This is a genomic window from Candidatus Clostridium helianthi (assembly GCF_045310795.1).
Lineage (GTDB): Bacteria > Bacillota > Clostridia > Clostridiales > Clostridiaceae > Clostridium > Clostridium helianthi.
Genome location: NZ_JBJIAB010000053.1, coordinates 12,947 through 35,527, shown reverse-complemented (window position 1 = coordinate 35,527; position 22,581 = coordinate 12,947). Strand labels below are relative to the sequence as shown.

Here is a 22,581-nt window from a genome sequence, read left to right as displayed (position 1 = left end):
CAGCTATAAAATTAAGTATAGATTTATTTTAATTATGTGCTATTTTTAGGTCTCAACATCGCAATCAACACAACTCAAAATGTGTACTTAATGAAAATTGAGATGATGTATTGCTAATGTATTTTGTGTAAGTGATATTTTTATAATATGAACATTAAGTGGAAAATACGGTAAAGCAACCTATATAAAAATGAAGAAAAGTTTATAGTTGCTTAGATATTAACATATTTTTAAATAGTAGCAATAAATGCTTCTCTTTAAGATTAGAATAAACTACAAAATAGGAGGTATTATGGAGATAGAGTTTAAAATTTCAAGGGATGAGTTAATAAATTTTAATATGAAGTATATTGTTAACACAAAAATTTATAAAAAACAAATTCGTGCATATGTTGGACTTGTTTCTTTTATACTGCTTGGATTGATACTTTTACTTAGAAGTATTTTATATATTGAAACTATTATTATTATGTACATTATATTCTTCTTTTCTAGAAAAAAGATATTTGACAGATCATTAAGAAGAAAACTTCTAAGAATATATGGAACAGATAAATTAACAGATACATTTGAAGCAACACATTTAAACCTTATAGAAAAAGGAATAAAAACTAATACTAGATTTTCAGAGAAAATTCATAATTGGAATTCTATAAAAGGTTTGTATTTATTAGAAGAATATATTTTTATACCTACAATGAATGGTGAAAGTTTAGTAATACCTCTATCGTCGCTTTCTTCAATGGAGGATAAGAAGCTGTTTTTAGATACTATTATTAATAATACAAATTTAGAATTAAAATATAGTTATCCTGATTCTGTTTAGTTTTTAATTTTCTATAATATAAAATAGTTTTAAGGGCATGAAAATAATTTTGTGCCCTCCATTTTTTTGTAAAGAAGAAAAGATATGCTATAATAAAGTAAACGTTAAAATAAAGGAACAATAAACGTTATTATTAAATTTTATGAGAATATTGGAAACTTAAAGGAGATTGATAATTTATGGTAGAGAACATTACAGAATATTCATTAAATGATGGGCTTAAAGTGCCAAGCATTGGTTTTGGGACATACAGTCTAAATGGTATAGACGGAGCTAATAGGATTAAAGAGGCAATTGATTTAGGGTACAGATTAATTGATTCAGCATTTAATTATGAAAATGAAGGCGCAGTTGGAGAAGCAGTAAGGAAATGCTCTGTTTCAAGAGAAAAGCTTATAATTACTTCTAAATTACCTGGTCGTCATCACTCATATAAAGAAGCTATTAATACAGTTGAAGAATCATTATTTAGAGCTGGATTAGATTATTATGATTTATATCTTATTCATTGGCCTAATCCAAGAATTAATTTATATGTTGAAGCTTGGCAGGCAATGATTGAATTAAAGAAAAGAGGATTAATTAGATCAATAGGTGTTTGCAATTTTATGCCTGAACACTTAATAACTTTAATAAAGGAAACTGGAGTAACTCCTAGTATTAATCAAATTGAGCTTCATCCTTATTTTAATCAAGAAGAGCAACGTGCTTGTAACAAAGAACATGGTATACTTACAGAATCTTGGAGTCCTCTTGGAAGAGGTAATAGTATGCTACAAGATGAGAAAATTGCTGGAATTGCTGAAACACATAAAAAATCTATTTCACAAGTAATTTTACGTTGGCATATACAATTAGGGGCTATTCCACTTCCAAAAGCATCATCAAAAGAGCATCAATTAGATAATCTAAATATTTTTGATTTTGAATTATCAGAAGATGAAATGAAAATCATTTCTGGACTTTCTCGTGAATATGGTCGTACAACTAATCAAGACCCTAGAGTTTACGAAGAATTCTAATAAAATAAGCGGTAGAAAGGAACAACCTGACTACTGCTTATTTTTATGTTTATATATTACTTCTCGTGATAAAACTTAGTAAAGCAGTAGAGAGGAAGGCCCTAACTACTGCTTTTGTCTTTTAGGAAACACAATATTCTATCATACATTAGTATGAGATTAAGAATTAATAATGAAAATATATCCACTCCATTAGTATATTATCCGGCAATAAAAATGTGATAAAAATTAGTAAGATAATTGATATTTTCATTATTTCTTTTATGGCAAATCTTAAATTAATACATAGTATAGAATTGTGAAGATATTCTTATGTACTATAACTTAATGATAGTATGATGTGCGCTATGAAAAAAAATATATAAATGAATTAATACCATTAAATAGAAATATTTAATTTTATTATTGATTACGGAGGAGAAAAAAATGAGTAACAAAGAATGCTGTGACTGTGATGACCTTGGAATCATGTATACCATTAATTGTGAAGGAACTCTTAGCGACGATGCCGAGTGCTGTCCAAGAATGGATTACCCTGGAAAAGATGCATTGGAAGATGCGTATAATCAAGGACGTAATAAAGGGTATTGTGATGGTGTAGAAGCTGGACGTGAAGATGGATACTGTAAAGGATACGAGCAGGGAGCAAAGGAAGCATGCGAAAATACAAAGCAAAAAGCTTTAGATTGTATAAGAAATATTAACTGTCGTTAAAAAAATATATTTATTGTTTAGTAAATTTACTAAATAACAAAAATAAGAGATAGCAGAAGATCATGTGAATGATAATAAGGCTATCTCTTTATTTATTGAAAATAGGAAACGTATTTTAATTATTAACATAATTTTGGAATAATATACATGAATAATAAAAAATATTATCAAGATTTCTTTAATGGAATGGATATATTTGAAGGTGAAGAAAATATTATTATAGATCCAGCCACGTTGGAGAGCTACTCCACATTATAAGAAGTTTACTGCGGAGAGTACAATGGTATATGTTTGTCATAATTGTGCAGATATTTTTCAGGAAACTATGAAGGAAGTGAAGATGATTTCACTTTGGGAACTTATTTTGAATGATGAAGAATTTAAGTTCCTAGATTATTCACATGAAAAAATGACATTACAAGATTGTTGGCGCTCTTATGATAACCGTTCAGAGCAAGATGCTGTCCGTGGGTTATTGAAGAAAATGAATGTAAACATTGTGGAGCAAGATGAGAACTATGAAAAAACGCAGTTTTGCGGAGTATCTTTGTATGCACCAGCGCCAAAACGAAATTTGAAGTTAGCACCGAAACGATTTGTTGAAAATGCAGATGGAAAATTTATTCCTACCACAAGTGAAGAGCAAGAGATGTTGATGCGTGAACATTGCTAAAATATTACTACTGATAAAGTGGTCGCTTAATGTCTGTATTGTGTCAAAGGGCTTAAGCTTGGTGAGAAGCAAGCAAAGCATTTAGCTAGCTTATTATTTGATAATTAAGAATAACATTTGAGATATAATTCAAGAGAGGCTTGATGAGTTTTATTTATAATGAGGCTGTAGTAATACATCTACTAAAAAAATAGACAAGCTGGAAATAATATAGGTGATAGCCTCATTTAATTAGTTTAAAGGTAGATTAAGTAGAAATACTTAGTTTACCTTTTATTTTTTTGTAAAATTAATAGCAAATTATGTGAATTAGCATAATATAAAATTAGGAAACTATTAATTTAATAAATCATGATGAATAACGAAGGAGAAAAGAAAATGGGAAACAATTATTATAATTACGATAAAAATAAATGTGATTATAACGATAAAAAAGAATATGATGAAAAGTATTATAAGATAAAAAATCATAATCATGAATTTGAATCAAGTACAGATTATGAAGAAGATGATGAAGGTGAATTGCACAATCATCGTGTTGCTGGCGTTACTGGTCCTCCAATTAAATATGGGAAAACTCATATTCATAAAGTAGCCGAGCTTACAGATACTTTTGGAGATCATTTTCATGAGATTTGTGACACTACCGGCCCAGCTATTTATCTTCCAGGTGGAAAACACATCCATTTAGTAAAGGGCAGAACAACTGTTGCAGATGGACATCAGCATGATTATTTTTTCACCACTCTAATTGAAGATCCTACTAATGTACCAGAAGATAAAAAATGTTAAGGTCAGAAAATAATATTTAAAATAATATTTACAATATATATGTTGCAATAATAAATTTAAATTTTAAACTCTAGTAAGCCAATCATTTAATTAAGACTAGAAGGTAGAAATTTAATCGCAACATATATAGATTATATAATTGAAAAATATTAAATTATTGATGAAGTTATACTCATATCTATATATTATAAGAAAATACCAATAAAGGTAGGTTAAGTAGAAATACTTAGTTTACCTTTTATTTTTTTAGTTCTTTTCAAACTCATATGAAGAGATGGCTATATAAGTTATATTCACAAATGGCACAATATCAAAAAAATTGATACTATTATAATTTCTTAAAGAATAAAAAGGCAGCAGCTTTAGCTGCCACCAGTCCATTTTGCATAATTAGTATAGCTCAAATTGATTATTAACGTCAAGGGATGATAAAAAATAAACAATATATGATATAATTTGATTATAATGGTAATGCATTGGCAAGCAAAGATTATTTATATATAAAGTATGTTGGAGGGTATTATGAATTTAGAAGAACAGAGACAATTAATTTTATCTGGTAAAATGTATAATGATTTAACGACAGAATTGATTGAGGCAAGAGAAAAAACTGTATTTCTTACAAATGAATATAATAATAGTTTTGGTAAGCCTCAGCATGAAAGAGAAGAAATATTAAAAAGGTTGCTGAAAGGTATTGGGAGAGGAGTTCACTTTGAACCAACATTTCGATGTGAATTTGGTTTTAATATTACAATTGGAGATAATTTTTATGCCAATTTCGATTGTGTAATGTTAGATGGTGGAGGGATAAACATAGGCGATAATGTTTTGTTTGGTCCAAGAGTTGGAATTTATACATCTAATCATGCAACGTATGCAAAAGAACGAGTAGCAGGAGGTTGTTATGCAAAACCTGTAAAGATAGGCAATAATGTATGGATTGGGGCAGGCGTTAATATAAATCAAGGGGTAACAATTGGAGATAATACAATTATAGGATCTGGCAGTGTTATTACAAAAAGCATTCCAGCCAATGTAATTGCTGCAGGTGTACCATGTAAAGTAATCAGAGAAATTACAGAAGAGGACAAGACGGGATTTGAAATATGAAAAAGCAACCAGATATTTAGGGCATGCAAAAATACTGGCATGCTCTAATTTAAATCATTACAGTGAAAATTTCATAAGTCAGATGGAGCAAATAGGACTATGAAATTTTGGCGGAAAGTAGCATAAGTTCGGTTCTCATTGCTGGCCCTATAAACAATGTCACACTTATATTAATGATTTTGGTATAGATAACCCAACTAAGACCTGAACTTATGCATATAACTCGCCGAAATGAATAATATACTTTTGTTCCAGTTTCTAGGTAATTCTGATGGGTGATTCTAAGTCTATAAAGTTGCACCCAAAGTGCTAGCCTCAAAGAACAAGCTTTGAACTAGCACATTTGGAACAACTTATAGCCAAAGAATCACATCCATCAAAATTACCAATGAAACATTCCACAAAAGTATATTACCCATTTCTAGTTGGGATATATTTCATAGTATAAATCTAACTTATAATTGGCTTATCTATATATTGGCACCATAATAATTTTAGACAATCCTATTATTTTGGAGAGGATGACTTATTGTGTCTAACAAAAATTCTTTGAACAATAGTATTATAAACATAGTCGTTTCAGTTTTATGGCTTGTATTTATATGTATAATAATTAGTTCGGTTATCATATGGGAAAAAACAAGCGGTTTGATTTATATTCTATCAGGAGTTATTGGAGCTCTAGGAATTTTATTCAATATATATCTTTTATCGAAAGAAAAATCGAGAAAAAATGAGTAAGGATTTTAAATAAGAAATAGTATGATTCATCATCGCTTATGTGATATTAGGAATTAATTTTGAAGCAAAATATTTTAATTGATATTAAGTTTTTAGGAAGAGAATATTCTAATATTCTTTACCATATTTATTCTAAAGAATATACATTCTTTAGAATATTACCATAGAAGAATATATATTCTTCAGAATATGCTTGAAAAATGCGGGTTCGAGGCTGGTATGGTTTTATGTTCACTTTAAATTCTTAGGTGATAAACTAAGAATAATAGCCACAATATCAAATATGGATGGTAAGTGGTGGAATGTTATTGGTGTTAGCATAGTTTTATGTTCTTGCTAAAAAATAAATTATATGTGTTGCATTAAGCTTCAACATTTTTATTTCAATTAAGAGTTTGATTTACCTGAATTAATTCTCTGAAAGGTTTAAATTAGAACAATACAATGAAAGCAGGCAGATATTAGATTATGACAGATAATATAGTATTTAAAAAAATAGATGATGATTTTGCAATTCAGCTTTTAGAAATATTAAATAATGATGAAAAACTACAGGCTGAGCTAGGAACAAATGATCATAATATATCTAAAGAAGAATTTATTAATCATAATAATAAATGGGCTACAAGTACCAATTTAGAAATATTTACGATAGTACTAAATGGCAGAGCTATAGGAACAATTTCATTGAGTCATCAAAATCTAAAAGAAAGCAAGGCTCAAGTGGGGTACTGGATTGGAAGTTATTATTGGAAAAATGGATATACAAGCAAGGTTTTCTCTAAAATATTAGACTATGCTAAAGGAAAAGGAATAAGATATTTAAGTGCTAAAATTAACGAAGAAAATATTGCTTCTAAAAGAATCTGGGAAAAATACAATGCAAATATAAAAATAGTGGACAATGGCTTTTACGCCAATATAATATTGCCTGATATTGATGGCAAAGGCTGAGGATGTATAAGGAAGGAGGTATTTGTTTGAAAAAATTAAGTCATTCATTTAGTGGTGCATTAAGAACTTTCTCATTTTGGATTGCAAATGGAACTGTAGGTTATCCGTTATTGGAGGGGATTGATTATTCGTGTATATTTGAAGAACCAAGTGCTATGGAACAAGCATATGCAATCTTTGCTAACGTAATTGAAATGGATGATAACGGTAATGTGTTAAATGCAAAATATGCCGAGAAGAGAGCAGCGCAATTTATAAGAAGTTATGTTGACGAAAATTATGTAGTAGACCTGCCTTTAGAAGGATGGGAAGTACAACTCTATTGTTGTGATAGCAAATTAAATGATATGTAATGGGCGTTACTTAGATATAAATATAATATTGTAGTGAGTAGACGTAGTTTGCATTTGCTGATCTTGTATATAGTTTACTTATAAATTCTGTTTTCTATTTACAAAAGCAGTAGTCAGGAGGTCACCAACTACTGCATTTTATATAAAAAATAAACATGAAAGGTGATAATATTTTCTGTTTATTTCTTTTAAGAAATAATGTGCATTGAGAAAATGTTGATTATATTAATTAATATATTGTAGAGTATGAGAGATGTTACAAAATATAAAAGATAATAAATTAATATAGGAAGCTTAATTTATTATGGCAGTATATGTAATTAACAAATCTATGTTTAATAAGTCTTTTATGAGGAGGGACTATACAATATGATATATAATCCCTTAGGTATATATGACACAAAAGATATCCAGCTATTATCATTATATTAAATAAGGCCTAAAAAAAGAACAAAAGACAGTAAACTAGTAATTAATTCACTGTCTTTTGGCAACCTGCCAAGCTATAAAAGATTAGCATTTATAGCATTAGTAAGTTTCCAATATTTATACTATGGATTATTTGGGATTTATGTAATATAATATCTCATAATAACATCAAGGTGGTGATTTTATTTTATGAAAGATGTAACGATAGATACAATCAAAGATACAATAAGAGACCTTCCAGAAGAAGAACAGGAAATAATATTGCATTTAACAGAGATATTTGAAGGTGAAGAATATACTATTAATGAATATGTTAAGAAAGAATTGATTGATAGATAATATAGAACTTTTTATAGTAGTATGATAAAATAATAGAAATTCATTGCAAAAAAATTACATATCAAAAAATAGAGATAGCAGAACACCCAGAAATACTATCTCTATTTTCAGTAAGAATTTAATAATAATATTATTCTCTTAAATTAAAAAGAAAGTTTTAGTCAAAATATAGATTCTTTATTAGTGTAATTCGAAAGACTGACAATCAGTACATTCTACAGTTTTAGCTCTAGATTCATGAGTACCTACTTTAATTTGGTCTAAAGTACAGTAATCGTCATCTTTACAATGATATTTGCACTCTGTTACAGAACATCCAATGCTTTCGTTATGTTTCATATTAATCACCCCTTAATTTAATTTCTATAATATTATTTGATAAAATTTTTATTTTATGCTTTATATAGAAGATGCATCTTCAAACATTTTCTGAATATTATGGCTATTTAGGTTACAAAAATATATGCATTTCTGTTATGAGTGTATACAAAAGTTTAATAATAGTAGATAACCATTCTACATATATTCCTATTTTGGCGAGCCAGTCTTTAAGTTCATATTTTCATAGTTTTTCAGAATCAAAATATTTATGATTTCAGTGAGTTATAAGCATAAGTATATATTATAGCTGGGTTATCTATAGAGTAGAAAATTGGATTGATTTTTGTTACTAAAAATGTTATGGTTAAGAATATAAATGCAAATTAGCAAAGTTTTATAAATAAAATATAGGTTTAACTAAAATTACTTAATTAAATTTTTTAAGTGATTTTTGATTAATTAAAAGGGAATTAGGTGAAATTCCTAAACTATCCCGTAGCTGTATTAGAGGAGTTTAAATACATTGGATGCCACTTAAAGATAGGGAAGGCGTATTTAAATGATGATTCTTAAGTCAGAAGACCTGCCTATGTTTTGCACCAAAAGGCACATTAAAGAAAATAGCAAGTCTAAGATGCGATGCATATTTTAACTTTTCGTCAGATGACGAGATAGATGCATCTCATAGAGGATTATTATGTGCATGTGACGATAAAGTATGATAGTAAATAAGCTATCATATTGAGTTGTTATCTTTTTAATGTGACTAAACTCTACGAGTGATAGAGGGGGCGTTTTAATGAAAATTTATTTACATATTTTATATGAATAAATATGTTTTATTATTATGTCTTTTTAACACTTATGTTAGAAGGGCTTTTTATTTTGCATAAAAACTATATAAGAATTAAAGACAAGCTATAATAAAGCACATATTATGGCATAGTACGCATATATAACTAGCAAACTTTAATTGTCAATTTGTATATAAGTAAATATAGATAGAAAATGGAAGGAGATGAGGTATGGAAAAAATAATTATTTTATGTGCTGTGTTTCTGGTGGTTGTCTTTTTATTCGTATTTATATGGAAACATCAAAATATGAATGCTCATAGGGAGAGAGTTCATCATCATAATCATAAAATTGGACATAAACATGGAGAAGGATATTCAATTGATTTTTATGCTTATGCTTCAAAGATCAGACATTGGAATGCTGAATTTAAAGTGTATTTATCAGTTTTGACGCTTGTTCTTTGCATCGTATTTAACAATCCATATGTATCTGCTACAGTGATAATTGCAATGGCTTATATTACAGTTATTAAAGGAAAAATTCCGGCAGCTGAATACCTGTCAATATTAGCAATTCCAATTACTTTTATTTTACTTAGCACTTTTACTATTGCTATTGATTTTTCAAAACAGCCAATAGGGCAGTACAATTTATATCTTGGGTTTTGCTACGTTTTTACTTCAACTGTTCAGCTTAAAAAAATGATATTTCTAATTTTGAAAATTTTTGCAGCAATCAGTGCTCTACAGATGATGACCTTATCTACCCCAACTTCTGAGATTATTTATGTACTTAGAAAGGCGCATGTACCAAAGCTTATTGTAGAATTAATGAGTCTTATTTATCGTTATATATTTATCTTAATGGATGTATTTACAAAAATGAAAAGCTCAGCAAAATCACGTCAAGGTTATTGTGATTTTAAAACTTCATGCTATACATTTGGGAGTATTGCAAGTAATATGCTTATCATTTCACTTAGGAAAGCAAATGCTTATTATGATGCAATGGAATCACGGTGTTATGATGGGGACCTTGTATTTTTAGAGGAAGATAAAAATGTAGAAGTAATGCAGATTGTCTTCTCAGCAGTATTCGTAATCTTTTTGGTTTTACTTTGGTATTATACAAGGTGATGCACATTCAAAAAATAATAAATCCACTTGCATCCTTGCCTAGCTCAATGAAAAATATACACCTTAGAAAAAGTAGCTATGCTACATATAAGATCATTTTCTTAGAAAAAGTAGCTATGCTACATATAAGAACATTTTAAAAAAAAGTAGCGATGCTGCATATAAGAACATTTTTTAAAAAAAGGTAGCTATGCCACAAATAGAATCATTTTCTTAAAAAAGATAGCTATATTACACATAAGATCATTTATCTAGAAAGCGTAGTTATGTTGTATATAAAAATATTTTGTTAGAAAGATAGGTTATGTTGCATACAATAAGAGTTTTAAATTTGCTATGTATTTTCATGTGCTTAGAAAGGAACGATTATGAGAAAATTGATACTAAAAATTGAAGATCTCCATTATTCTTACGGAAATGGGAAGTCTGCATTAAATGGAGTAAGTGTGGATATTTATGAAGGTGAGAAAATTGCTGTCATTGGTTCTAATGGATCAGGAAAATCCACATTTTTCTTAAATGTAGATGGGGTACTTACCCCAGAACAAGGAAAAATCATTTATAGAGATACTGTTATAAATAAAAAGAATTTAAAGGAACTTAGAAAAAATATAGGGATAGTGTTTCAGGATGCTGATAATCAAATTATTGCATCTACAGTTAGAGCAGAAGTTGGATTTGGGCCTATGAATTTAAAGCTTCCAAAAGAAGAAGTATTAAAACGAGTGGATGAAGCACTAGAATATATGAATATTTCTCATTTAAAGGATCGTCCACCTCATTATTTAAGTGGTGGTGAAAAGAAGCGTGTAAGTATTGCTGACATTATTGCGATGAAGTCGGAAATTATAATTTTTGATGAACCAACAGCAGCACTAGATCCATTGAATGCGATGATGTTAGAAGAAGTTCTATTAAAACTTGGGGCAGAGGGAAAGACAATGTTGATATCTACACATGATGTGGATTTTACATATAGATGGGCTGAAAGAGTTCTTGTTTTTAATGAGGGGAAAATCATTGCAGATGGGTTACCTATAGAGATTTTTCAAAACAAGGAAATTTTAAAACAAGCAAATTTAAAGCAACCAATGTTGTTAGAAGTTTACGAATCACTTATAGAAAAAAATATTTTAAAGGACATAAAGTCTTATCCTAAAAGTATAAAAGAATTTAAAGAAATGCTGCAAAAATAGAAATTTCCACACATATATGTAAAGCAGCTATGCACTTACAAAAAGAGCAGCTATGCTGCAATACAGAACTTTCCTGCAAATAAGATCATTTCACTTATAAAAAAAGCAGCTATGCACTTACGAAAAGAGTAGCTATGCTACAATACGGAGCTTTCCTGCAAATAAGATTATTTCGTATATAAGAAAAGCAGCTATGCACTTACAAAGAGTAGCTATGCTACAATACGGAGCTTTCTTGCAAATAAGATCATTTTGCATATAAAAAAAGCAGCCATATTACAAATAGGAATTTATATTATTTTTTTATTTAGACTTTAATATTAGAAATATTAAAGTTTTATTGAGGGGGAGAAAAATGAATAAGAAAGAAAAAAGAATTGTCGCTCTAGCGGCAGCATTTGCTTTGATTTTTGGAGTAGCTCCAGCAGCAAATGCAATGCACATTATGGAAGGTTATCTTCCACCACAATTTTGCATTATATGGGGTGTTATTTGCATTCCATTCATAGCCATAGGCTATTTATCAATTAAGAAGACATTGGCTGAAAATCGTAGATCAATTACCATTTTGGCTATGGCGGGAGCATTTGTTTTTGTACTTTCATCTTTAAAGATACCATCAGTAACAGGAAGTTGTTCACATATGACTGGTACTGGACTTGGTGCAATATTATTTGGGCCAAGCGCTGTTAGTATTTTGGGAATCATTGTACTTATTTTCCAGGCGATACTGCTTGCTCATGGGGGAATTACTACTCTTGGTGCTAATACATTTTCTATGGCTATTGCAGGGCCATTTGTTTCCTATGGAATATATAGATTATGTAAGGCTTTAAAAGTTAATAAATATGTAGGTATTTTCTTGGCTGCATCAATTGGAGATTTATTCACTTATTGTGTAACAAGTATCCAGCTTGCACTTGCATACCCATCTGAAAACGGCGGTTTTATGGTATCGGCAGCTAAATTCCTTGCAGTATTTGCACCAACTCAAGTTCCACTTGCAGTTATAGAAGGTATTTTGACAGTTGTTATTATAATTGGCCTTGAAACATATGCAAAATCTGAATTGACAGGTCTTGGATTAGTGAAGGGAGGAGAAAATTAATGTCAAAGACTAAGAAAACAGTTATAATTCTGCTAATTACTGCGGCATTAATTGCTGTTATTCCATTATTCACATTAAGAGGAGCTGAATTTGGTGGTTCTGATGATGCTGGAAGTAAAGTGGTTTCAGAAATTACAGGTACTGAGTACAAGCCGTGGTTTAAGCCAGTTATGGAAACTTGGATAGGTGGAGAATTGCCAGGTGAGGTGGAAAGTCTGCTTTTCTGCGTACAGACAGGTATTGGAGTTGGCGTAATTGCTTTCATAATGGGAAGATTAGTAGAAAGACACAAAATAGAAAAGGATAAGAAAAAGTAATATTTCTTTCATCCATTAGAATATATTCTGTGGAATATATTGGTGTCCTTTTTCTCCACTATAAGCTAGATCAAACCATTAGAAACATAAAATATAAAAAATACCTAAGTAAGAGCTGATAAATAATAATAGTCAGCTCTTTTATTAATTTATTTGATGCTCAGCTACTATGACATTAGAGATAGAAACCTTTATATGGAAGACTTGGCATAGTAAATAAGAAATACTCTTTGAAAATCGTATAATGTGATATTTGTAAAATATGCTATAATACTAAAGTATGTTCGCTGGGATTAATATACAGGGGTAAGAAGAAATAATTAACTTGTTACTAGCACAAACGGACAAGCTTTGTTCTGCAAATATTAACTTTTGTGGGATTGATATATAAATTATCAATGTGTAATTAGATAATAGGGGATTTTAGAAATATTAAATTTGTTGGATAAGCAAGTATAAATTTATGAAAAAGGGGTTATAAATTATGGTTCTTGAGTTTTTTCAAAATGCATGTATTTTAATAGCGTTTATGAGTATTGCTCAGCATATTCTTAGAAATAAAAGAATTTTTGAAGATCTGTCGCTAAAAAGTAAGTTTTTATGGGGACTTTATAGCGGGATATTAGGTGTGATACTGATGATAAACAGTGTACATATTACACCAGATACCTTTATTGATTTTAGGTACATACCAATTTTATTTTCCGCCATTTATAGTGGATTTTTCTCTTCAATTATTGCTTCCATTCTGATAGCTATTTTTAGATCTTTAATTTTGGGAGTGTCTGATATATCACTAATTGGATCAGCAATTGCTTTAGTTATGGGGATCGGATTTGGAATTATTTCTTTATTGAAAATATCAAAAAAACGTAAATATATTTATTCCATGATCTTCTTTGTTATAGCATCAGTTATTTCATCATTTACAATGCCTCAAAATGTTAAATTCGTCTTTCAAGCAGTGAGTCTATACTTTTCTGGATATTTAATAGTATCGTATATTTCAATTAAATACGCAGACTACATATTTGAAACAGTTAGAATTTATCAAAAGTTAAGAAATGAGGCAACAAAAGATTATTTGACTGGCTTAAATAATGTAAGAGAATTTGACAATAGTTTCAATAATATTTCTCAGAGGGCTGTACGAAAAAAAGAAGAGTTATCTATGTTATTTATAGATATTGATTTTTTTAAGAAAATAAATGATACTTATGGGCATAATGCAGGAGACACTATTTTAAAGAGTTTAGCCTTAATCCTTCTTGATACATGCAGGGCTTATGATGTTGTATCTAGAATGGGAGGGGAAGAGTTTTCTATAATATTATTAGATTGTTCAGACTCTAAAGCTGTCAAGATTGCAGAAAGACTAAGGGAGAAGGTTGAAGATAATGATTTTTACATTTCAGATAACAAATTTATAAAAATTACAATTTCAATCGGAATAGCATCATATCCTAATACGACAACTCAAGTTGATAATTTGCTTGAAATGGCTGACACAGCGCTATATCAAGCCAAAAATACTGGAAGAAATAAAGTGGTTTTATTTAATAATGAAGAACATAAAATATAAAAAATACCTAAGGAAGAGCTGATAGATAATAGATAGTCAGCTCTTTTTTTATTTATTTGATGTTAAGTCACTACAACACTGGCACTATAAGCTTCTTTATGCAAGGTTCATCATATCTCTCTTTACAAACTTCTATGCATTTGAAATTTAATAATAACAGTTACAATAAATTCTTTAAATATATAATTTTTAATATAAGAGTGCTGACTATGAGTTAGCATGATGTAGTTAAACTATAGAATATTCTTTGAAAGTTGGTTAATGAAATATTTATAAGATATTTTATTAGCCAATTTTAAGTAGTAAAATTGACACATATATATTAAAATGATAAAATGTCTATTGAATTAATAGACAAGGAGAAGAAAATGAAAGAGTTTATTCGCGATGCAACTATTGACGACTTTAAAAGGGGTTACATATGGGATAGCAAAAAAGCAGAATTTCTTTGTTTGATATGCGGGAAATATACAGGTAAAAATAGTAGTGACATAAGCACTCATACAGCAGAGCATGGGAGCCCTATGGACAGAATACTGATGCTTGATAAGAAATATACTGGACTTACTGAAATTCAGAAAGAGCTTTTGGAAATGGTGTCAAACAAGTATAGTAATAAAGAAATTGGAATTAAGCTTGGATGTGCAGAATCAACAGTAAGAAATATGAGATTTGCGCTAAGAGAAAGGGCAAGACAAGCAAGAGCTTTTTTAGCAGCTATAGAGTTAGCTGACGATGGGAATAGTAAAATGGCCAATCCAAAACTTAGAAACTTCCCAGCCAAAGAGGAGAAAAGAAAAGCATTATTACCAAGGTTTGCTAACTTGTTTGAACCCAATAAAGAGTATACGGAAGCTGAAGTAAAGAGAATTATCAAGCCTATTTACGAAGATGATGCGATAATACGACGATACTTAGTAGACTATGGGTACTTGGGAAGAAATGATGATGGAAGTAAATATTATAAGAAATGTGAGGAAGTTATTATGGATAAAATGAGTAAAAAAGAGATAATAAATAATTATAAACAACAAGAAATAGAAATGGGAATAATTCAAATATATAATACAGTTAATGGATATTCTTTCGTAGATATATGTACTAATTTATATAAACCATTTGAATCAATCAAATTTCAGCTGAATTTAGGGAGAGCTAAATCTAAAAAACTAAAAGAAGATTGGGCAGCTTATGGAGAAAGTGCCTTCGAGTTTAAAGTTGTTGAAAAACTTAAATCTAATGAAGATACTACAGATAAGGAAATGGTTGAGGAGCTAAAAGAACTTTTAAGCTTGTGGGTTGAAAATCAAGGAGACAATTTAAAGTTATATAAATAAATATATAAGTTAATTTGCAATGTTATATGAAAATTAAATAATGTGATATTTACAATTTATGTTATAGTTACTTCAGAATAGTTATAAAACCGAATTAAATGTTATATTCTTGTTTATATTAGGAGGTGAAAATATGATTATAGGTCAAAATTTACTCCATACAAAGTCAGTATGGGAGTATTAAGCCACTAATAAAAGTTTTATACATACGACTTTGTATCCTATTTATTTTAATATTTAGGAGTGAAGCATGTATGAAATATAAAAATGCGAGTAATGTATTACCAGAACATTTACTAGTTGAAATACAGAAATATATTCAAGGAGAATATATTTATATCCCTGCACAGCAATCTAGCTATAAAAAGTGGGGAGAAAAATCTGGAATTCGTAAGATTTTATCTAATAGAAATAAAGAGATTATAAGAAAATATAAAGATGGATATGAGATGCTAGATTTAGCAAATGAATATTGTCTTTCTATACATTCCATAAAGCAAATTATTTATAAAAATGATTAAGAGGGTTGCCAATAGGTAACCCTCTTTTTATAAAACGATATAGAATTAAACTTTATATTGAACTCAATATAGCGAAATAATAGAATATAAATACGAATTGATATAGTACGAATACAATAGTGTTTGTATCTAGAATAATTCGCAATGTTATTGTGGTATAAGCTACGGAACTTTATTTAGAAGGAGAAATTTATTATGGAGATTAACTTGATTATAGAAAAAATACTAACCTCATTAAAAACAGTTAAAGGTATTGAAGCCGTTGTTCTTGGAGGATCAAGAGCGAAAGGTAATCATTCGTCAAAATCGGATATAGATATTGGTATATATTATAGTGATGGTTCAAAATTAGATTTAGAAGGATTAAATCGGATAGCAACCGAATTAGATGATATGCACCGTTCTAATCTCATAACTAAAATTGGAGAATGGGGTCCATGGATAAATGGTGGAGGATGGCTGTATATAGACGGATTGTCAACAGATTTTTTATTGAGGGATTTAAATAAAGTATCTAATGTTATAGATAATTGTTTGAATGAGATAATAACAATAGATTATCAGCCTGGTCATCCTCATGGATTTGTGAATACCATTTATGTAGCAGAGACTTATTACTGTAAAATACTTTGGAGTTCCAAGAATAGTCTAGTGAATCTTAAAGATAAAATTACTCCATACCCTGTATCTATAAAAACGAGCATTGTAAATAAGTTTTTATGGGAAGCAGGTTTTTCTATTGCACTTGCACACAAAGGAATGTTAAAAGATGATATTGTATATACTACTGGGTGTATTTATCGTGTCATATCTTGTCTTATTCAGGTTATATATGCGTTGAATGAAACGTACATTATGAATGAAAAAGGTTCTTTAGATAATATAGATACATTTAGAATTATACCAAAAGAGTTCAAGAAAAAAATAGAAGATATATTCTATTCATTGGCACCGAATGCTGAAAATATGAAGAAGATTATTGATGAATTATCAAGCATTGTTAAAGAAGTAGAGGGGTTATGTAATTAATTAATCCTACATAATTGTGCAAGAATAGTCGGATGGATAAATGTAATTTCTGATATTCTATTGATGAAAGGAGAGTTACTAAATGGATTCGTTAAAAAAAATGAATGAAGCATTAAATTATATTGAAGAAAATCTTGATGGAATAATTGATTTTAAAAAAGTAGCAAGACTGGCATTTTGTTCAGAATATCATTTTCAAAGAATGTTTTCTTTTCTTGCTGGTGTTTCGTTATCAGAGTACATTCGTAGAAGACGTCTTACCTTAGCAGCTTTTGAACTTAATGATAGAAATGTGAGAATAATTGATTTAGCTGTTAAATATGGATACAAGTCAGCAGATTCGTTCACAAGAGCGTTTCAAAATTTACATGGGATAACACCATCAGAGGCTCGATATAATGGAAAATCATTAAAAGCCTATCCGCGAATGACTTTTCGATTATCAATTGAAGGAGGAAATGAAATGAACTATAGAATTGAGGAGAAAGAAGCATTTTATATAATTGGAATAGAAAAAAGGGTGCCTATAATTTTTAATGGAGTAAATCCAGAGATTGCTAAGATGTGGCAAAGCCTAACTGTTGAAAGTATTAATGAATTGAAAGAGTTATCTAATACAGAACCAAGAGGATTAATAAGTGCATCTTTAAATTTTTCAGAAGGACGAATGGAGGAGAAAGGAGAACTTGACCATTATATAGGTGTTGCAACAACAAAGGAGTGTCCCAATAATTTATCAAAACTTGAAGTTGCTGCATCAACATGGGCAGTATTTGAAGCTGTAGGACCATTTCCAGATACATTGCAAAACGTTTGGGGACGCATTTATTCTGAATGGTTTCCATCTTCAAACTATGAACAAACACAAGGACCAGAAATTTTATGGAATGAAAATAAAGATGTAACTTCACCAACATTTAAAAGTGAAATTTGGATACCGGTTGTAAAAAAGCACTAGTCATAGATAGATAAAAATAAATAAGTAAGTGGAAATATCACATTATTTCAGAAATGAATTTTGTGATATTTCTTTATGTACAATTCTAATATTTAGCGTAAAAATGCCTCAATAAAGGGGCGTATACATGTGTCAGCTAATTTTTAGTAAATATCTATAGAATTAACTTAGAAAATTATAAAAATACACTTTGCGAATTGAATAATAGGGGATTTTAGAAATATCAAATTTGTTGGATGAGCAAGTATAAATTTATAAAAATTACAATTTCAATAGGAATAGCATCGTATCCTAATACGATAACTCAAATTGATAATTTGTTTGAACCAAATAAAGAGCAACATGTCATAACGGGGATATGAATGTTGCTCTTTGTTGTATATATTTATAGGGGGAAAAATTTATGAAAAAAAGTTTTTATTATCTTTATAATATTATTATAATAGCCCAATGTGTCAGGATGGTGGCAAATTTAAACTATAATATGTAGATTTGGATAAGTAATTATAAAAAAAGTTCTTTGAAAATTCAATAATGTAATATTAGAAAATATATTATAATTTACAGTATAAGTTTCATATAGGACAAAATAAGAAAAGAATTAGGAGAATAGTATATGAGTGAAAGAATAGGCATGATTTGCAAACTTGCACCACAAGAACTAAAAGGAAATTATACATTTGATAAGATAGATTCTGATGATATAGATGGATTATCAGTTTCTATGTTAGACGCATTTAAAGATACAGTAGACTTCAATGGTGAAACAATAGAAGAGTTAAATAAGGAGATTTGTAGTATTGTTGAAAGTACTTTTGGCAGATTTATTCCAGATGCTTCATTTCAAATTAAACAAAATGGAGAAATTGCTGCTGTAGTTCTTATTAGTTTATTTAAAGGGAAACCATTTGTTTCAGAATTATTTACAGTTAAGAAATATTTGAAACAGGGGATGGCAAGTAATCTTTTGAAAAAAAGTATAAATGTATTAATGAATTTAGGATACGATGATTTAATTTTATATGTGCACCCTGAAAATGTAGATGCTGCAAATCTTTATAAAAAAATTGGATTTGTAGAATTATAGTTTTATAACAATATTGAATTGGATTTAAAACATATTGTAATGAGTTTGATTGAAAGCGGATAGATTGTTTCATTATAAGGTATTCATTAAGTATGGTGATAAAAGCCATACCACCAGAAACGTTTCGAATCTTATACGGAACACTTGAAGTAGCTTTAAATCCTCAATACTAATATTTAGCATAAAAATGCCCCAATAAAGGGGCGTATATGTATGTGATAATTAATATTTTCAGGATATTTATATTATATGTTAAACATCTTAAATAATACGCAATGGAAATATCATATTCCAACATTAAATGGATCGAAAATGGAGTACTGGTCTAATTATATTCGCTCTAATTAGAAAATAAGTATTCAATTAAGTCACTTCTTTTATCGATATATGTTATTGCCACTGCTTTAAAGCACTAATCATGAAATTTTTCACGTCTATATTATATACATTTTTTAAGTTATCTTCTAGAAATACTTCTTTAGGTGTACCTTGGCTGACTATTTCGCCATGGCTTAGTAATATAATTTTCTCACCAAATAAATTAGATAAATTTAAATCATGTAATACAGCTATTACAATTTTATTATTTTCTTTTGCCCAAAGGTTTAAATATTCTAGGATCTCTATTTGATATTTTAAATCAAGATGATTTGTTGGTTCATCTAATAAAATGATTTCTGGATCTTGTGCAAAGGCTTTTGCTATGAAGACCCGTTGAAGCTGGCCGCCAGATAATTCACTTATAAGTTTATCTTTTGAATCTATAAGGCCAACACTTTTTATAGCCTCCGTTATGATTAAATCATCTTTCTTACTTAAAGAGGATAAAGCCCCTTTTAAATAAGCATATCTTCCTAAAGCAACAGTTTCATAAACTGTGTAAGGAAAATAAACATTGTTACTTTGAGTCATAAGTGCAATGTGTTTTGCAAATTCCTTCACAGGTAAATTTTTTATATCCTTTGAATCAAATGTTAGTGTTCCTTTATATTCAATGAGTCTGCCTATAGCTTTTAAAAGCGTACTTTTTCCACATCCATTTGGACCAACTATACAAAGAATTTCTCCTCTTTTAGCTTTAAAGGTTATATTTTTTATGATATCTATTTTGCCATATCCACAAGAAAAATTCTTAAGTTCTAACAAAATCATCACCTACTTTGATTTATTATTTTCTTTCATGTGCCTTATTAAAATATATGTATGCAAAAAATGGAGCTCCAATCAGAGCAGTAATAGCACCAACTGGCAATTCTGATGGTATTATAATTATTCTTGCTACTAGATCAGTAATCACCATAAAACAGCCGCCTAAAATTATACAGACTGGAATTACATATTTATGCTTTGCTCCAATGATTCTTCTTACTAAGTGAGGAATTATTAAATCCACAAAACCAATAATTCCACTTAAGGCTACAGCAGAACCCGTTAATATAGCAGAGAAAATAAGAAGTCTAGTCTTTATGGTATTAACATCTACTCCAACTGATTTTGCTTGATCTTCACCAAAAGATAATATATCCATTTCAGTGCAGTAGCTCATAACACCTATTATTCCAATTATAAAAAAGGGAACTCCCATTTGTACATATGACCATCCCTTCATAGAAAAGGAACCCATTTCCCAAAGAGCTATGCTTTTTATATCTTCACTATATAAGGCTGTTACTGTTGTAAGTATTGCGCTGCAAAATAAAGAAAAAACCATACCAGATAAAATTATAGTTGAAGTTGACATGCTTTTATCAACATTGTAGGCAAATTTTATGATAATAAATACAGTCAAAAGCCCACATAAAAAGCCTGTTAAAGGAAGAGTAAGCCTGCCGAGCACAGGGATTGAAAAACCAGATATTATAAGAAATCCAACTCCAAGAGAAGCTCCAGAAGATACTCCTAAGGTATATGGTGAAGCAAGTGGATTTCTAAGTAATGATTGAACCACAGCACCACTAACTGATAAGGAACTACCTACAAGAAAGGCTAAAAAAACTCTAGGCAATCTTAAATTCCAAATTATCGCCACATCATTAGGGTTAATCTCTTTAAGTAGTGGAATTCCTAAAACTTTATATCCAATTATTGATGCAATATGGATTAAGCTAGTATCAGAACTTCCAATAGAAGTCCCGATACATAAAATTAAAAATGTTAAGGGTATTAATAATATAATAATTTTTTTATACATTTGCATATTCCTCAGGATAAATAGCTTTTGCTATTTGTTTAAGTGCTTTCAGTATATTTTGTGATGGCCTCGAAGAGGAATTATTATCAATAGCAAAGACCTTGTTGTTTTTAATTGCGGTAACTTCTTGAAAACCCTCACGAGTCTTTATATTATCGATAGCATTACTTGTAGGTTCATTTGTAAGTATTACATTAGGATTAGCTTTTACTACAGCTTCAGGACTTGGAGATATCCACGAATTTTCATTTGCAAAGATATTTTTTGCACCTACAATTTCAATCATTTCATTTAAAAATGTATTATTACCAAAACTATATAAACCTGAAGTTGACCCTATTTCAAAATATACATTTTTCTTATTAGTAATAGTATCTCCAATTTTCTTTATTGAACTTATTTCATCCTTTAAATTAGCTGTCATCTCATCACCTTTTTTTTCAGTACCAGTGATTTTTGATATAAAGTCAATATCTTTATAAAGGTCTTCTATGCTTGAACTAGTAGGTATGTATACAACAGGGATTCCAGCTTCTTTAACAGCTGCAAAGGGGTCTTCACTCCCAGTTTTATTATGTCCTGAAGCTATTATTATGTCAGGCTTTAAACTCACAAGAGTTTCAGCATCTGGATTTTTAAAGTCAATTTTAGGTAAATCTTTATTGATACCATCCACATCTGAAGAATATTTGTCTATAGCTACTAGCTTATCTGAAAGTCCCAGCCCAACTAATATTTCGGTATTTGATGGTGCTGTAGATATTATAGTGTTTACTTTTTCGGGAAGCTTAAAGCTGTTACCTTCTCTATCTGTCATTGTTGTAGTCTTATTACTACAACTGAAAAGTGTACTCATAGCTAATATAACTATTAGAAAAAGTGATAAAAATTTATGTTTTAGTTTCATAATGCCCTCCTAAAATATATTGTATTTAAGGGTAACAAAAAAAGCATACCCATCGAGAGTATGCATAGACGCATAATAAACATGCCTATAAAAATCATAATAAAACTTATAAGTCTTATTTTCATAAAACGCATGAT

The 22,581-nt window shown here is 29.4% G+C and carries 24 protein-coding genes and 1 riboswitch; of the genes, 20 read left to right on the top strand and 4 right to left on the bottom strand.

From position 1 onward, the window contains the following. The first annotated feature begins 292 nt into the window (after positions 1–292). The 10 genes from ACJDTP_RS25080 (at position 293) to ACJDTP_RS25035 (ending at position 7,956) form a co-directional block, all read left to right on the top strand. Complete coding sequence (locus tag ACJDTP_RS25080; protein ID WP_078116855.1) at positions 293–826, top strand: YcxB family protein; 534 nt, start codon at positions 293–295, stop codon at positions 824–826. A gap of 179 nt (positions 827–1,005) precedes the next feature. After that, positions 1,006–1,848 (top strand): aldo/keto reductase, encoded by an 843-nt coding sequence (locus ACJDTP_RS25075; protein ID WP_406762783.1) that lies wholly within the window; start codon positions 1,006–1,008, stop codon positions 1,846–1,848. A 426-nt stretch (positions 1,849–2,274) separates the two neighbouring features. After that, the gene (locus ACJDTP_RS25070; protein WP_078116853.1) at positions 2,275–2,562 is read left to right on the top strand and encodes a FliH/SctL family protein; all 288 of its coding nucleotides are present in this window, start codon (positions 2,275–2,277) and stop codon (positions 2,560–2,562) included. A gap of 280 nt (positions 2,563–2,842) precedes the next feature. Next, a complete protein-coding gene (locus tag ACJDTP_RS25065) occupies positions 2,843–3,235 on the top strand; it encodes a hypothetical protein (RefSeq protein WP_241425268.1) in 393 nt (130 codons plus the stop codon). A gap of 378 nt (positions 3,236–3,613) precedes the next feature. Beyond that, positions 3,614–4,027, top strand: a complete 414-nt coding sequence (locus ACJDTP_RS25060) for a YmaF family protein (RefSeq protein ID WP_077853689.1) — start codon at positions 3,614–3,616, stop codon at positions 4,025–4,027. Between the two features lie 522 nt (positions 4,028–4,549). Beyond that, on the top strand, positions 4,550–5,140 hold the full coding sequence (locus tag ACJDTP_RS25055) for a sugar O-acetyltransferase (protein WP_078116852.1): 591 nt from the start codon (positions 4,550–4,552) through the stop codon (positions 5,138–5,140). 531 nt (positions 5,141–5,671) lie between these two features. After that, positions 5,672–5,881: a hypothetical protein gene (locus ACJDTP_RS25050; protein WP_406762782.1), complete on the top strand. Its 210-nt coding sequence runs from the start codon at positions 5,672–5,674 to the stop codon at positions 5,879–5,881. A gap of 468 nt (positions 5,882–6,349) precedes the next feature. Then, entirely contained in the window at positions 6,350–6,835 is a 486-nt protein-coding gene (locus ACJDTP_RS25045) for a GNAT family N-acetyltransferase (protein ID WP_406762781.1), read from the top strand. Positions 6,836–6,861: 26 nt separating this feature from the next. Then, positions 6,862–7,188, top strand: coding sequence for a DUF7677 family protein (locus ACJDTP_RS25040; protein WP_406762780.1), 327 nt, complete (start codon positions 6,862–6,864; stop codon positions 7,186–7,188). Positions 7,189–7,806: 618 nt separating this feature from the next. Continuing rightward, positions 7,807–7,956 (top strand): hypothetical protein, encoded by a 150-nt coding sequence (locus ACJDTP_RS25035; RefSeq protein ID WP_012059879.1) that lies wholly within the window; start codon positions 7,807–7,809, stop codon positions 7,954–7,956. A 180-nt stretch (positions 7,957–8,136) separates the two neighbouring features. On the opposite strand, the gene ACJDTP_RS25030 is transcribed toward ACJDTP_RS25035, so the two are convergent. Continuing rightward, positions 8,137–8,295: a DUF1540 domain-containing protein gene (locus ACJDTP_RS25030; RefSeq protein WP_077841627.1), complete on the bottom strand. Its 159-nt coding sequence runs from the start codon at positions 8,293–8,295 to the stop codon at positions 8,137–8,139. 407 nt (positions 8,296–8,702) lie between these two features. Beyond that, a riboswitch (cobalamin riboswitch) is annotated at positions 8,703–8,882 on the top strand. Between the two features lie 420 nt (positions 8,883–9,302). Between ACJDTP_RS25030 and cbiQ the strand changes: the two genes are divergently transcribed. The 10 genes from cbiQ to ACJDTP_RS24980 all read left to right on the top strand — a co-directional run bounded on the left by cbiQ (position 9,303) and on the right by ACJDTP_RS24980 (position 19,346). Further along, the gene (cbiQ, locus tag ACJDTP_RS25025) at positions 9,303–10,211 is read left to right on the top strand and encodes a cobalt ECF transporter T component CbiQ (RefSeq protein WP_406762779.1); all 909 of its coding nucleotides are present in this window, start codon (positions 9,303–9,305) and stop codon (positions 10,209–10,211) included. Between the two features lie 368 nt (positions 10,212–10,579). Next, on the top strand, positions 10,580–11,407 hold the full coding sequence (locus tag ACJDTP_RS25020) for an energy-coupling factor ABC transporter ATP-binding protein (protein WP_406762778.1): 828 nt from the start codon (positions 10,580–10,582) through the stop codon (positions 11,405–11,407). 355 nt (positions 11,408–11,762) lie between these two features. Beyond that, positions 11,763–12,515: an energy-coupling factor ABC transporter permease gene (locus tag ACJDTP_RS25015; protein WP_406762777.1), complete on the top strand. Its 753-nt coding sequence runs from the start codon at positions 11,763–11,765 to the stop codon at positions 12,513–12,515. Beyond that, positions 12,515–12,832: an energy-coupling factor ABC transporter substrate-binding protein gene (locus ACJDTP_RS25010; protein WP_077841630.1), complete on the top strand. Its 318-nt coding sequence runs from the start codon at positions 12,515–12,517 to the stop codon at positions 12,830–12,832. Before ACJDTP_RS25015 ends, ACJDTP_RS25010 begins: the two co-directional genes overlap by 1 nt. 484 nt (positions 12,833–13,316) lie before the next feature. Then, a complete protein-coding gene (locus tag ACJDTP_RS25005) occupies positions 13,317–14,414 on the top strand; it encodes a diguanylate cyclase (protein ID WP_078116848.1) in 1,098 nt (365 codons plus the stop codon). A gap of 368 nt (positions 14,415–14,782) precedes the next feature. Beyond that, entirely contained in the window at positions 14,783–15,751 is a 969-nt protein-coding gene (locus ACJDTP_RS25000) for a DUF2087 domain-containing protein (RefSeq protein WP_406762776.1), read from the top strand. 254 nt (positions 15,752–16,005) lie between these two features. After that, entirely contained in the window at positions 16,006–16,272 is a 267-nt protein-coding gene (locus ACJDTP_RS24995) for a CD3324 family protein (RefSeq protein WP_173708545.1), read from the top strand. A 195-nt stretch (positions 16,273–16,467) separates the two neighbouring features. Next, positions 16,468–17,301 carry a nucleotidyltransferase domain-containing protein gene (locus ACJDTP_RS24990; protein ID WP_406762775.1) on the top strand — a complete coding sequence of 278 codons (834 nt, stop codon included), beginning with the start codon at positions 16,468–16,470 and terminating at the stop codon, positions 17,299–17,301. 82 nt (positions 17,302–17,383) lie between these two features. Next, positions 17,384–18,259: an AraC family transcriptional regulator gene (locus ACJDTP_RS24985; protein WP_168982560.1), complete on the top strand. Its 876-nt coding sequence runs from the start codon at positions 17,384–17,386 to the stop codon at positions 18,257–18,259. Positions 18,260–18,875: 616 nt separating this feature from the next. Next, entirely contained in the window at positions 18,876–19,346 is a 471-nt protein-coding gene (locus ACJDTP_RS24980; RefSeq protein ID WP_406762774.1) for a GNAT family N-acetyltransferase, read from the top strand. A gap of 390 nt (positions 19,347–19,736) precedes the next feature. On the opposite strand, the gene ACJDTP_RS24975 is transcribed toward ACJDTP_RS24980, so the two are convergent. The 3 genes from ACJDTP_RS24975 to ACJDTP_RS24965 are packed head-to-tail and all read right to left on the bottom strand — an operon-like array spanning position 19,737 to position 22,444. Then, complete coding sequence (locus tag ACJDTP_RS24975) at positions 19,737–20,492, bottom strand: ABC transporter ATP-binding protein (RefSeq protein WP_406762773.1); 756 nt, start codon at positions 20,490–20,492, stop codon at positions 19,737–19,739. Between the two features lie 22 nt (positions 20,493–20,514). Next, positions 20,515–21,537 (bottom strand): FecCD family ABC transporter permease, encoded by a 1,023-nt coding sequence (locus tag ACJDTP_RS24970; RefSeq protein WP_406762772.1) that lies wholly within the window; start codon positions 21,535–21,537, stop codon positions 20,515–20,517. Beyond that, positions 21,530–22,444 carry an ABC transporter substrate-binding protein gene (locus tag ACJDTP_RS24965; protein ID WP_406762771.1) on the bottom strand — a complete coding sequence of 305 codons (915 nt, stop codon included), beginning with the start codon at positions 22,442–22,444 and terminating at the stop codon, positions 21,530–21,532. Before ACJDTP_RS24965 ends, ACJDTP_RS24970 begins: the two co-directional genes overlap by 8 nt. Positions 22,445–22,581 lie beyond the last annotated feature (137 nt).

Bases quoted from the DNA above. Each gene is read 5' to 3' on its own strand.
- ACJDTP_RS25075 (WP_406762783.1), top strand. From the start codon at position 1,006: ATGGTAGAGAACATTACAGAATATTCATTAAATGATGGGCTTAAAGTG.
- ACJDTP_RS24980 (WP_406762774.1), top strand. From the start codon at position 18,876: ATGAGTGAAAGAATAGGCATGATTTGCAAACTTGCACCACAAGAACTA.
- ACJDTP_RS25030 (WP_077841627.1), bottom strand. From the start codon at position 8,295: ATGAAACATAACGAAAGCATTGGATGTTCTGTAACAGAGTGCAAATAT.
- ACJDTP_RS25020 (WP_406762778.1), top strand. From the start codon at position 10,580: ATGAGAAAATTGATACTAAAAATTGAAGATCTCCATTATTCTTACGGA.
- ACJDTP_RS24990 (WP_406762775.1), top strand. From the start codon at position 16,468: ATGGAGATTAACTTGATTATAGAAAAAATACTAACCTCATTAAAAACA.
- ACJDTP_RS24985 (WP_168982560.1), top strand. From the start codon at position 17,384: ATGGATTCGTTAAAAAAAATGAATGAAGCATTAAATTATATTGAAGAA.
- ACJDTP_RS25010 (WP_077841630.1), top strand. From the start codon at position 12,515: ATGTCAAAGACTAAGAAAACAGTTATAATTCTGCTAATTACTGCGGCA.
- ACJDTP_RS25035 (WP_012059879.1), top strand. From the start codon at position 7,807: ATGAAAGATGTAACGATAGATACAATCAAAGATACAATAAGAGACCTT.
- ACJDTP_RS25055 (WP_078116852.1), top strand. From the start codon at position 4,550: ATGAATTTAGAAGAACAGAGACAATTAATTTTATCTGGTAAAATGTAT.
- ACJDTP_RS25070 (WP_078116853.1), top strand. From the start codon at position 2,275: ATGAGTAACAAAGAATGCTGTGACTGTGATGACCTTGGAATCATGTAT.
- ACJDTP_RS25065 (WP_241425268.1), top strand. From the start codon at position 2,843: ATGGTATATGTTTGTCATAATTGTGCAGATATTTTTCAGGAAACTATG.
- ACJDTP_RS24995 (WP_173708545.1), top strand. From the start codon at position 16,006: ATGAAATATAAAAATGCGAGTAATGTATTACCAGAACATTTACTAGTT.
- ACJDTP_RS25005 (WP_078116848.1), top strand. From the start codon at position 13,317: ATGGTTCTTGAGTTTTTTCAAAATGCATGTATTTTAATAGCGTTTATG.
- ACJDTP_RS24970 (WP_406762772.1), bottom strand. From the start codon at position 21,537: ATGTATAAAAAAATTATTATATTATTAATACCCTTAACATTTTTAATT.
- ACJDTP_RS24965 (WP_406762771.1), bottom strand. From the start codon at position 22,444: ATGAAACTAAAACATAAATTTTTATCACTTTTTCTAATAGTTATATTA.
- ACJDTP_RS25060 (WP_077853689.1), top strand. From the start codon at position 3,614: ATGGGAAACAATTATTATAATTACGATAAAAATAAATGTGATTATAAC.
- ACJDTP_RS25015 (WP_406762777.1), top strand. From the start codon at position 11,763: ATGAATAAGAAAGAAAAAAGAATTGTCGCTCTAGCGGCAGCATTTGCT.
- ACJDTP_RS25080 (WP_078116855.1), top strand. From the start codon at position 293: ATGGAGATAGAGTTTAAAATTTCAAGGGATGAGTTAATAAATTTTAAT.
- cbiQ (WP_406762779.1), top strand. From the start codon at position 9,303: ATGGAAAAAATAATTATTTTATGTGCTGTGTTTCTGGTGGTTGTCTTT.
- ACJDTP_RS25000 (WP_406762776.1), top strand. From the start codon at position 14,783: ATGAAAGAGTTTATTCGCGATGCAACTATTGACGACTTTAAAAGGGGT.
- ACJDTP_RS25045 (WP_406762781.1), top strand. From the start codon at position 6,350: ATGACAGATAATATAGTATTTAAAAAAATAGATGATGATTTTGCAATT.